General features: G+C 50.6%; 6 protein-coding genes and 2 rRNA genes. 3 read left to right on the top strand and 5 right to left on the bottom strand.

Annotation, left to right across the window (positions count from 1 at the left end; all coding sequences use genetic code 11):
• Positions 1-568: 568 nt before the first annotated feature.
• Positions 569-3,127, bottom strand: coding sequence for an alpha-glucan family phosphorylase (glgP, locus tag J4864_RS05720; protein ID WP_211814039.1), 2,559 nt, complete (start codon positions 3,125-3,127; stop codon positions 569-571).
• A gap of 52 nt (positions 3,128-3,179) precedes the next feature.
• A complete protein-coding gene (locus tag J4864_RS05715; RefSeq protein WP_211814038.1) occupies positions 3,180-4,826 on the bottom strand; it encodes a glycogen/starch synthase in 1,647 nt (548 codons plus the stop codon).
• Between the two features lie 247 nt (positions 4,827-5,073).
• Here J4864_RS05715 and J4864_RS05710 point away from each other — a divergent pair, with 247 nt between their 5' ends.
• Positions 5,074-5,457 (top strand): hypothetical protein, encoded by a 384-nt coding sequence (locus J4864_RS05710; protein WP_394370997.1) that lies wholly within the window; start codon positions 5,074-5,076, stop codon positions 5,455-5,457.
• 81 nt (positions 5,458-5,538) lie between these two features.
• On the opposite strand, the gene J4864_RS05705 is transcribed toward J4864_RS05710, so the two are convergent.
• Positions 5,539-6,366, bottom strand: coding sequence for a hypothetical protein (locus J4864_RS05705; RefSeq protein WP_211814036.1), 828 nt, complete (start codon positions 6,364-6,366; stop codon positions 5,539-5,541).
• A 449-nt stretch (positions 6,367-6,815) separates the two neighbouring features.
• Between J4864_RS05705 and J4864_RS05700 the strand changes: the two genes are divergently transcribed.
• Both J4864_RS05700 and J4864_RS05695 read left to right on the top strand, forming a co-directional pair.
• A complete protein-coding gene (locus tag J4864_RS05700) occupies positions 6,816-7,160 on the top strand; it encodes an ISAon1 family transposase N-terminal region protein (RefSeq protein ID WP_211813866.1) in 345 nt (114 codons plus the stop codon).
• Position 7,161: 1 nt separating this feature from the next.
• Positions 7,162-8,145, top strand: coding sequence for an ISAon1 family transposase (locus tag J4864_RS05695; RefSeq protein ID WP_449579655.1), 984 nt, complete (start codon positions 7,162-7,164; stop codon positions 8,143-8,145).
• A gap of 158 nt (positions 8,146-8,303) precedes the next feature.
• Here the strand turns inward: J4864_RS05695 and rrf are convergent.
• A 5S ribosomal RNA gene (gene rrf / locus J4864_RS05690) occupies positions 8,304-8,416 on the bottom strand.
• Positions 8,417-8,583: 167 nt separating this feature from the next.
• Positions 8,584-11,485: ribosomal RNA gene (locus tag J4864_RS05685) — 23S ribosomal RNA — on the bottom strand.
• Positions 11,486-11,762 lie beyond the last annotated feature (277 nt).

Here is an 11,762-nt window from a genome sequence, read left to right as displayed (position 1 = left end):
AAACAAAAAACATGGGCAAGACCGCCTTGGCGGCCTATTCTATTATCATCCTCCGATACAAAGACCTTTTCATTTTAATACGTTGGAAGTACAGACAAGATTTTGAAAAGTCATTACATAATTTCAAATAAATCATCTGCAAATAAAAAGAACACGTGTAAAAAACGATTTCGTAACCGACAGTAAATCAACCGGTTGTCAAGCCGTCCAGAAAAGGTGCTTGATTGGACTCCAAAAGGGCGTTGGTAACACGCCAAGAGAGCACCTGTCGCAAGTCAATCAGGCATCTGTTAGAAGCCAGAAGAGCATGTGTCGCTTTGCGTTGCATGAAAACAGTTTACAAACACCGAAGATATGGGGATAAGTCGTTTGTAGAAGAAAAAAAGACAGGCTGATGGACAGGCATCGTATCAATTCGTCTTTTCAGCATTTCACCCGTAGTTTATCCTCCTTTGTAAGACCATCTGTTTTTGGGCAGCCATACTCTGCAAGTGCATAAAAAAACCATTCCCGATCTCCTTTCAGAGCTTAGGAATGGCTTTTTGCTATTGATCAGTTTTCAGTGTTCTTATCCGATCCACTTCACGTATGCGAAGTCCTGACGGTGCGGCAGAAGACTGTTCTTCGGGAACATACGGACATCGCACTTGTAGGCACCGGCCTCACTGGCTTCGAAGGAAGCCTCGAAGGTATAGTGGTTGCCCTCTGTCTTGACGAGTTTGAACGGAATGACGTTGTGGATGTTCACATCATCGACCGGTGCATTCTTCAGGAAGACAAGCTCCAGACCGATGGCGTCGTTCAGTCCCTGTTCGTCGATCGTGTAGGTGACTTTCACCTTATGTCCGGTAGCGATGTCCTGCAGCTCTTCCTCGTTCTTGGATACGACATAGATGCTGTCCCAGCGCTCGGCAACCGACTCTTTCCAGAGTGCAATCTCCTTGGCAAGCTTGTTGTCGTGGGCTTCGAGCTTGTGCGCACGCTTGGCCTGACCCTCGTAGAACTTGTCGTAATAGTCGTCCAGCTGGCGCTTCATCGTATAGTGAGGCGCAATCGTCGCAATGGAGTTCTTCACAACCTTTACCCAGCCTTCAGAGTAGCCTTTCTTCTTGTCCTTGTTGAAATAGAGCGGGACGATTTCGTTCTCGAGCAGACTGTAGATGGTCGCAGCATCAAGCTGGTCCTGATAGCCCTGGTTCTGATAGGTACGCTTCTCCGGCAGTGCCCAACCGGCACCCTCACGATAGCCTTCAACCCACCAGCCGTCGAGTACGGAGAGGTTGATGACACCGTTCATCTCGGCCTTCTCGCCGGACGTACCACTTGCCTCGAGCGGACGGGTCGGGGTATTCATCCAGATGTCGACACCTGATACCAGACGGCGGGCCAGCTGCATATCATAGTCTTCAAGGAAGATGATCTTGCCGAGGAACTGCGGCATACGGGAAATCTCGAAGATGCGTTTGATGAGCCCTTGACCGGCACCGTCAGCCGGATGCGCCTTGCCCGAGAAGAAGAACAGAACCGGACGCTCCGGATTGTTGACGATTTTCTCCAGACGTTCAAGGTCGGTGAAAAGCAGATGCGCACGCTTGTAAGTGGCAAAGCGGCGGCAGAAACCGATCATCAAAGCATTAGGATTGATCTTCTCAAGGATGGAGACCACCTTGGCAGGATCGCCCTGGTTGCGGAGCCACTGCTGAGTGAACTTGTCGCGGATGTATTTGATGAGCTTCTGCTTCAGTGCCATGCGGGTCTCCCAGATTTCCGCGTCAGGAACGTTGTAAATGGCATGCCAGATCTGCTCGTTGCTCTGGTCGCCCATGAAGCTCTTGTCAAAGTACTTGTCGTAGACCTTGCGCCACTCCGTAGCGGTCCAGGTCGGAAGGTGTACGCCGTTGGTCACGTAGCCTACGGCATTCTCCTCCGGGAAATAGCCTTTCCACAGCGGTGCGAACATCTTCTGGCTTACCCAGCCGTGGAGCTTCGACACACCGTTGATTTCCTGACAGGTGTTGCAGGCAAAGGTACTCATGCAGAAACGCTCGCTGTGGTCGTCGGGATTGGTACGTCCCATACCGATGAACTCGTCCCAGGAGATACCCAGCCGTGCAGGATAGTCGCCCATGTACTTGCCGAAGAGTGCCTCGTCGAAGTAGTCGTGACCGGCAGGCACCGGCGTATGTACAGTATAGAGCGAAGATGCACGTACCAGCTCCATGGCCTGGTTGAATGTCAGTCCGCCTTCGATGTAGTCGCAGAGACGCTGGAGGTTGCAGAGTGCCGCATGCCCCTCGTTGCAGTGGTAAATATCCTTCTTGATGCCGAGCTTCTTCAGTGTGAGCATACCGCCGATACCGAGGAGGATCTCCTGCTTCAGGCGGTTCTCCCAGTCGCCGCCGTAGAGCGAGTGGGTAATCGGACGGTCGAACTCCGAGTTCATGTCGTTGTCGGTATCGAGCAGATAGAGCTTGATACGGCCGACATTCACACGCCATACAAGTGCGTGTACCTGATAGTTGCGGTAAGGAACATCCACGACCACCTGATTGCCGTTCTCGTCCAGTTCACGCTCGATGGGCAGGGAATTGAAATTCTGTGCGTCGTATTTGGCAATCTGCTGTCCGTCCATGGAGAGGCTCTGTGTGAAGTAACCGAAACGATAGAGGAAACCTACGGCACAGAGGTCGACATTGGAGTCGGAAGCCTCCTTGAGATAGTCGCCGGCCAACATGCCCAGACCGCCGGAATAGATCTTCAGCGTCTGGTTCAGACCGAATTCCATACAGAAGTAAGCGACTGAAGCACGTTTGCTGTCGGGCTTGACATCCATGTAGGCACGGAACTTCTTGTAGACCTCACCCACCTGCTTCATCAGCTTCTTGTCCTTGACGATCGCCTCCTTGCGTTCGTAGCTGAGCCGCTCGAGAAGCTGGACGGGATTATGTCCAACCTCTTCATAGAGCACCTCGTCAAGAGCTTTGAACATGTTGCGCGCCTCGTAATTCCAAGCCCACCACATGTTGTGAGCAATCTCGTCGAGACAAGCCAGTTCCTTCGGCAGGGTCGACTTAACGGTTACCTCTTTCCACTGAGGCTCATTGGAATAATCTGATTTAATCTTCATAACTTAACTTAGTTTGACTGTTTTATCTTTATATCGTTATTAAAGCAGTTTTTCAGCTGTTTCTTTCAGCTGCCTTCTCTAATGCAATGTCGTATGCCCGCTCATAATACTTGATGAACTTGCTCCACAGTGCCTTATGGGAGAGCTTCCCGGCATTTGAACGGCATCTGTCCACTTCCGCTTTCGGGAATCCGGCATAACGGATGATAGTTTCCTTGATTCCGTCAGCCACTTCCGAAAAGTTGTAATCGGTACGGTGCAGTACCTTCACACCGTCCTCAATCTCGCTGTACGCACCTTTCTCCGTATTCGCCCACAAGCCGAAACCGGCGAGATCGGTCGTGATGCAGGGGACCTTGAAGGCGACGGCCTCCAACGGTGTGTAACCCCACGGCTCGTAGTAAGACGGATAGACGCAGAGATCATTGCCCAATACGAGGTCATAATAGCTCATGTTCAGTATGCCGTCATCGCCTGTCAGGTAACATGGAACAAAGATGAGCTTTACCCTGTCGGCCCGGGCATTGCCCATACCGAGCGTCCTGGACATATTCAGCACTTTGTCGCTGTCCATGTTGTGCAGCCTGTGAGTCAGCACGGGATTCTCCAGCGGGGTATCGAAATGCCGTCCGCTGTCCAGCCGCTCTACAAGATCCTGCCGCGGTCCGACCACCCAGCCAGGAACCTCGATGAAGGCTACGACCTGCTTTTTCAGGTTCTCGTCAAAGCGCAGACGGTTCATTGATTCTATGAATACATCGATACCTTTATTGCGGAACTCATAGCGTCCGCTGGTTGATACAATCAACGCATCATCCTGTATATCGTCACCAGTGAGTGCATTGGCTACGTCGAGCAGACGCTTACGTGCTGCCTTACGCTTCTTTGTGAAAGTTGCGCCTTTTGGTACAAAGTCGTTCTCGAAACCGTTGGGAAGAACTACGTCCACCGGCTTGTCAAGCAGTTCCTTGCACTCTGTTGCCGTAATATCGCTCACTGTCGTGAAGCAGTCAACGTGGTGGGCAGTCTGTTTTTCGATTGAGTGCTTGCTCTCCATATTCAACTCCGAAGCCATCTGGTCGCCATTATATGCCCAAAGATATTCGTACAACGGCTTGTTATTGCCCGCTATACTGCGACCGATACAGGTGGCATGGGTTGTGAAGATAGAAGCTATCTGTGGCTGACGGTGCTGCAGAACGAGTGCGGCGAATCCCGTCTGCCATTCGTTCGCATGGAAGACGACCTTGTCGTTCTCACTGAGATAAAACTTATAGAAACTTTCTACGACAAGTGCCGTAGCATAAGCGAACAGAGCTGATTCATCGTAATCTCCGTACGCATGGAGACTGTCCACATGGTAATACTCCCACAGCTTTCCGTACAGTTCGTCTTTCCGGCTGAAGAATGTCTGGAAATCAACGAGCATGGCAATCGGCTCACCGGGAACATCCCAACGGCCGACTTTGACCGGCAGCCCTTCGGATGCAGCCTTCTGCTGCCAGGCGGTAAAGAGCTTTTCATCCTCCTTGAAATAAGGGGATGGCGAATCGTGCCAGCAGTCGGGCCCGAGGAATATCACGTGATCTTTTATTCTGTCCTGTAAAGTCTTCGCACGGGTGGAAAGTACGGTATAAATTCCTCCGACCTTATTACACACTTCCCAGCTGGTCTCAAAAATATAATCCGGAAACAACATCTTCTCCTTTAAACAATTGATACGTATCGTGTACAAAGGTAATACAAAATAAGGGAAACAACAATTTAAACTGCATATTTTTATGTATGAATCATAAATTATTACGCAAAAGCATTATCTTTGCAACAACCAAACATTCACGGACATGAGACAAAGAAACATACTCACAATAACGGCTTTACTGGCTGCCTCTTCCTGCTTCAGAGCATATGGCAATCTGCCGGAAACCGACAGGACAGCATCCTGTATGCAATGTGCCGGAACCGTACAGGAAAAAGACTCTATCTTCAAGGCGCATCTCGTCAATGATGAATATCAGGTATGGATGGACATAGACTTCTATCACAATGACATCACCGTGCCACGGCAGGAGATATTCGGTGAAGTTCCCGGCTACTTCGGCGCAAAAAGGGATACACGCAAATGGATCATATCAGATGCTGCCATCAAAGGGGGAAAAGCATTCCTGACCATTATCAACGATTATGGAAGCGAAGATCTCACGGCCGAACTGAAACGTAATCCTGACGGAACCTACACCCTCACCCGCCTTGCCGGCAGTACGATGAAGATTGTCGTCAATAACAAGTGGGTGAAGATACCAAAGGAGATAACGTTCTACGCCAAATGACAACTCATTCATAGGGGCTTAGAAATCAGCCCCATGATACTTTATGCCAACAAGAAAAATCTACATAACTACGGGGCAACCTTAATAAGTCCTGAATACGCCCCCTCCCACCGTCTTTGTCACAGGCACTTCAATCTCTGAAGAGAACGCCTTATAATTATATTCTCCTTCAGGCATACGGTACAAAGCAATCTTACTTCCTTCTGCAACGGCACAAGCTACCTGAATAACTTGGCTATGGGTATTCTTCAATGTTACTGGTCTGTAGAAAACAACCAATCCGCCTTCAAGGTCGAATTGAGCAGGCATCTGGCTTTCCAAACCATACTTAACCCTATTTCTGACAGCAAACTTATCCTTTTCGTTTATTGTTCCATTGCTTTCTATCCTTACACTCACCAGCTGCTTGCGAGGGATAAATATGTTCTCCTCATAAACCTTTCCTAATTGCAACGCTCCTTGTGGTCTATAGGAGTAGTAGAAAAGTTTCTTTTCTTTCGGGTCACGCACCGATGAATCATCTGAAGGTAAAAGATACTCTCTGTCATCTAATTCATTCAAGTCCAATGTAAGTTGCAGATTGTATGAGACACGGGCATCTCCTACAAAAGTTGTCAAAGACTTTAATTCTTCATCACTTAAATTGAAAAACATAATATAGCTGCCATCTTTATCAGTCGTGGCCTTTGCTTTATGGTACACCTTGGTAGTAATCAGAGATGCTTCTCTGAAATCCAACTTCACCTCTATATTCGGCAACGGCTGCCCGCCTGACGTTCTGGCAACACCTTTGACAATAAGACTCTTCGGATCTGGCTTATCAATAAAGTCGTCCTCTTCACTATGGCAGCCTGCCAATAACAACATAAGTACAGGTAAAACAAGCAGATACAATAATGACTTTTCCATAAACGGCAAATTTATAGTTTCAAGTTAAGCAGTATTCTGGTTCCATATCCTCAACATCATACCGTCCTTCTACACAGATTGTTTCTTTGACAAAGGTATTAAATATTGAGAAGAAAAATACAATGCTCATAAAAAAATAAGAAAAAATCTCCTTCTCCACCCTTTTATACATCATGTACATCAATTCTTTTGTTGCGTTGCATCAAAACAAAGTATTTTTAAATGGCTATGTTATCACAGCCTATTACCGTCTATCACTACCCATTATCACTTATCGCCGCCTATCATCGCTTATCACCGACTAAATATCTACTGTCCCCCCTATTTCCTAATGAGGCTTTTTTTCTACTGCCCCTCTTCTCCCCCTTATTTTGGGTCAGTCCTAAAACCCAGTTGCAAGTCTATCCGCTTAAGCACACAATCTCATAAGTATTTATTACCTTTGCATCATGAAGAGTCACCAATTATTACGTTGCATCTTTCCAGATGTACTTGCCGACTACTTTGATGTTGTCGATATTCAAGAGAGTGTTTCCCAGTTTGACTTTTGGCTTGACGAGCGTAACTTCATGGAAAAGTCAGACCATAAGTTAGGCACTGTAAGCAGTTATGGTTTTACCAGCGAGCGTGTTATTCAGGACTTTCCCCTTCGTGGCAAAGCAGTTTACCTCCATGTTCGCCGTCGCAAGTGGCGTGACAGTTCCAACGGAGAGATATTTACTTATTCATATGATGATTTGACGGCCGAGGGCAGTAAACTATCCCCCGAGTTCGTTTCTTTTTTAAAAGAATAGAATTGAGTCCACTGCAGAGAGCATCGCAAGCATTGGTGCGCACTATGGCGTAAATGGCAAGCTGTTATCCACACAGTACAAGGAACATTTCAGTGATTATCGTAGCTGGAATCAGTTGGATCATGCTCAAGACTGGCTATTGTTTGAAGATAACATAGGAGAGAGTCTAAGTATCGATGAGACCTGTCTAAGCAGTGGCGAGGTTTATACTTTTCTGACCAACAAGGCGGGAAAGGGCAGAAAAGGGACTTTAGTGGCTGTGGTTAAAGGGACCAAGGCTGAGGACGTCATCCAGGTTCTCAAGAAGATAAACCTTTCTAAACGGAAGACTGTCAAGGAGATAACACTCGATTTGTCATCTTCGATGATGCGCATAGCCCGCTCTGTTTTTCCCAAAGCACTTATTACCAATGACAGATTTCATGTGCAGAAACTATATTATGATGCTCTGGATGACATGCGTATCGCTTACCGATGGATGGCAAGAGATAAAGAGAATGAGGAGATAAAAGAAGCTAAAAGTAAGGGAAAGGAATATATACCATTTAGATACAGCAATGGTGACACGCGCAAGCAGTTGCTCGCCAGAGCAAAGTTCATATTGACCAAGCACAAGACCAAGTGGACTGAAACACAGAAAGGTAGGGCACAGATCATCTTTGAACATTATCCGACACTGAAAAAGGCATATGATTTGGCTATGAAACTTACCGACATTTATAACATCAAGAGCATCAAGGATGCTGCAAGGCTGAAGCTGGCAAAATGGTTTAATGAGGTTGAAGAGCTGGGAGTGGACAATTTCTACACAGTGATTGACACGTTTGAAAATCATTATCAAACCATACTCAATTTCTTTGTAAACAGAGCTACGAATGCAAATGCCGAGTCATTCAATGCTAAGGTTAAGGCATTCAGGGCACAGTTCAGAGGAGTTACAGATATTCCTTTCTTTTTATATAGGCTTATGAAATTGTGTGTTTAAGCGGGTAGGCTTGCAACTGGGTTTTAGGACTGACCCCTTATTTTCTACTGACCCTCTTCTCCCTCCTATAACCGCCTAACATCGCTTATCACCGCCTGCCCCCAACAGAAAAAGGGAGAGCCCCGGAGATTTCTCTCCGGGGCTCTCCCGTGTCTGAAAGGAGGCGGCCACCTACTCTCCCGCATTGCATTGCAGTACCATCGGCGCAGGCGGGCTTAACTTCTCTGTTCGGAATGGGAAGAGGTGGGACCCCGCCGCAATAACCACCTGAATGTATCCGGGACGGCGCTCCCGCGGAATGTCCTTCCGCAGGGACGCGGCGCCCGTATGGGTGACGTATCGCACAGGCAGGACAGGAACCCGTCCCCCGGAGGGGGGAGGGGACAGCCGGAAGAGTGAGCGCCGGCCTCCCCGGCGCCGGAAAGGCGGGGGAGACCCGGAAGAAAGTCTCGGGCAATTAGTAGCGCTCGGCTTTGACGTCGCCGTCTTTACACCTGCGCCCTATCAACGTCATCGTCTCTGACGGCCCTCATGAGGAGTTCTAATCTTGCGGCCGGCTTCGCACTTAGATGCTTTCAGCGCTTATCCGATCCAGACTCAGCTACCCGGCGGTGCACCTGGCGGCACAACCGGCTGACCGGAGGTCTGTCCGCCACGGTCCTCTCGTACTAGTGACGGCACCACGCAAAACTCCAACGCCCACGATAGATAGAGACCGAACTGTCTCACGACGTTCTGAACCCAGCTCGCGTGCCACTTTAATGGGCGAACAGCCCAACCCTTGGGACCTTCTCCAGCCCCAGGATGTGACGAGCCGACATCGAGGTGCCAAACCACCCCGTCGATATGAGCTCTTGGGGGGGATCAGCCTGTTATCCCCGGAGTACCTTTTATCCTTTGAGCGACGGAGTTTCCATGCACGTCCGCCGGATCACTATGCCCTGGTTTCCCACCTGCTCGGCATGTCTGCCTCCCAGTCAGGCGCCCTTATGCCATTGCACTCCATGAGGCCGGTTACCGATCGGCCCGAGGGCACCTTTGGAAGCCTCCGTTACGCTTTTGGAGGCGACCACCCCAGTCAAACTGCCCGCCAAGCAGTGTCCGCGCCACAGGCGCGTTAGACCTCAGACAGCCGAAGGGCCGTATTTCAAGGGCGGCTCCGCGGACGCTGGCGCGCCCGCCTCGAAGCCTCCGGCCTATCCTACACATCGGATGACCGAGGTCAGTGCTAAGCTGCAGTAAAGGTTCACGGGGTCTTTTCGTCCCATCGCGGGTAATCGGCATCTTCACCGATACTACAATTTCACTGAGATCATGGTCGAGACAGCGTCCGGATCATTACACCATTCGTGCAGGTCGGAACTTACCCGACAAGGAATTTCGCTACCTTAGGACCGTTATAGTTACGGCCGCCGTTTACCGGGGCTTCAATTCGACGCTTCCCATCGCTGGTGACGTCTCCTCTTAACCTTCCGGCACCGGGCAGGTGTCAGGCTGTATACCTCATCTTTCGAGTTCGCACAGCCCTGTGTTTTTGTTAAACAGTTGCCTGGACCTATTCTCTGCGCCTCGTGTCGCCACGAGGACCCCTTATCCCGAAGTTACGGGGTCAGTTTGCCTAGTTCCTTGACCATGAATCTCTCAACGCCTCAGTATGTTCTACCCGACCACGTGTGTCCGTTTGCGGTACGGGTCGCAGTACCATTAAGTTTAGCGGATTTTCTCGGGAGTATGGTTACCTGCGCTCGGCCCTTCCCGGAGGAAGAGCCGTACTTTCGTGTTTCAGCTCCAGCGGCGGATTTGCCTGCCGCTGTCAAAGCCTACGCACTTAAACGCCCTGTTCCGTCAGGGCGCGGCAGTGTCACTGCTCCGTCTCCACGTCACTGATAATGCGAGTTGCGGAATGTTGACCGCATCTGCCATCGCCATCGCCGTTCGGCTGAGGCTTAGGACCCGACTGACCCCGGGCTGACTGGCATCGCCCGGGAAACCTCGGTCTTTCGGCGAAAGGGAATCCCACCCTTTTTATCGTTACTCATACCTACATTTGCTTTTCCATGCCCTCCAGGATCGGTCGCCCTCACCATTCAGCGGGCATGGAATGCTCCCCTACCGATACTTGCAATGCACATCGCTATCCCGCGCCTTCGGCATCTGCCTTATACCCGATTATTATCCACGCCCGGACCCTCGACCAGTGAGCTGTTACGCACTCTTTGAATGAATGGCTGCTTCCAAGCCAACATCCTGGCTGTCACGGGGACCAGACTTCGTTAGACTAACTCAGGCAGAATTCCGGGGCCTTAGACGGCGGTCTGGATTCTTCTCCTCTCGGGGACGGACCTTAGCACCCGCCCCCTTACTGCACGGCTGCAGTCCATGAGCATTCGGAGTTCGTCAGGTCTCGACAGGCGGTGAAGCCCTCTCGACCTATCGGTCGCTCTACCTCTCATGGATATCGCCGCACGCGGCACCTAAATGCCTTTCGGGGAGTACGAGCTATCTCCAAGTTTGATTGGCCTTTCACTCCTACACTCGCCTCATCGGGAAGCTTTTCAACGCTTATCCGTGCGGCCCTCCATCCGGTGTTACCCGGACTTCAGCCTGGGCAAGTGTAGATCACTTGGTTTCGCGTCTGCCCCGTCCGACTCGACGCCCTCTTCAGGCTCGCTTCCACTGCGGATGCGCGTCTCATGACGCTTATCCTCGCCGGACACGGCAACTCGTAGGTTCATTATGCAAAAGGCACGCCGTCACCGCTCGCGCGGCTCCGACCGCTTGTAGGCGCACGGTTTCAGGAACTCTTTCACTCCCCTCGCGGGGTGCTTTTCACCTTTCCCTCACGGTACTCGTACACTATCGGTCTCACGGGAGTATTTAGCCTTGCCGGATGGTCCCGGCAGATTCGCGCAGAATTTCACGTGTTCCGCGTTACTCAGGATACCACTACGTCTCGTCATGCTTCGGATACAGGATTATCACCTTCTATGATTCTACTTTCCAGTAGATTCTCCTCACAATCTAAGTACGACAGCGTGGTCCTACAACCCCTGCTAAGCGTTGCCACAAAGCAGGTTTAGGCTCTTTCCCGTTCGCTCGCCGCTACTGGGGGAATCATTCGTTTATTTTCTCTTCCTGGAGGTACTAAGATGTTTCAGTTCCCTCCGTTCGCCTCACTGCATATGCAGTGATGACAGGCCTTCAGCCTGCCGGGTTGTCCCATTCGGAAATCCCAGGATCAACGGTCATTTGCACCTACCCGGGGCTTATCGCAGCTTATCACGTCCTTCATCGCCTCCGTGAGCCAAGGCATCCGCCATGCGCCCTTTCTTACTTTCTTCGCCTTCCCCGCGGAAAAACGCGGGGAGGCAGCTCATACTTTCAGCTGTCTTTCAGATTCCATCCGGGGGAAAGAACCCCCGGAGAACGCCGGACTCCGAAAGGAGACCGGCTCTGCTTTACAGTCTTGCCTGTGTCAATATGTCAAAGATCGTGTGGAAACGGCCGGAAGGGGACGCGGGGCGGAACCCTGCTCCCGGAGCCGGCCGGCCCCGCTGGCGGAGACGGAGGACTCGAACCTCACGCATGCGGGCCTCGTACCCGGACTCCTGGAAAAG

The sequence above is a fragment of the Prevotella multiformis genome (assembly GCF_018127985.1).
In the GTDB taxonomy this organism is placed as follows: Bacteria; Bacteroidota; Bacteroidia; order Bacteroidales; family Bacteroidaceae; genus Prevotella; species Prevotella multiformis.
Note: the sequence above shows the minus strand (reverse complement) of the source record. Positions and strands in the feature narration are given on the sequence as shown.

Coding starts and splice junctions, on each gene's coding strand:
- glgP (WP_211814039.1), bottom strand. CDS start 3,127: ATGAAGATTAAATCAGATTATTCCAATGAGCCTCAGTGGAAAGAGGTA.
- J4864_RS05715 (WP_211814038.1), bottom strand. CDS start 4,826: ATGTTGTTTCCGGATTATATTTTTGAGACCAGCTGGGAAGTGTGTAAT.
- J4864_RS05710 (WP_394370997.1), top strand. CDS start 5,074: ATGCAATGTGCCGGAACCGTACAGGAAAAAGACTCTATCTTCAAGGCG.
- J4864_RS05705 (WP_211814036.1), bottom strand. CDS start 6,366: ATGGAAAAGTCATTATTGTATCTGCTTGTTTTACCTGTACTTATGTTG.
- J4864_RS05700 (WP_211813866.1), top strand. CDS start 6,816: ATGAAGAGTCACCAATTATTACGTTGCATCTTTCCAGATGTACTTGCC.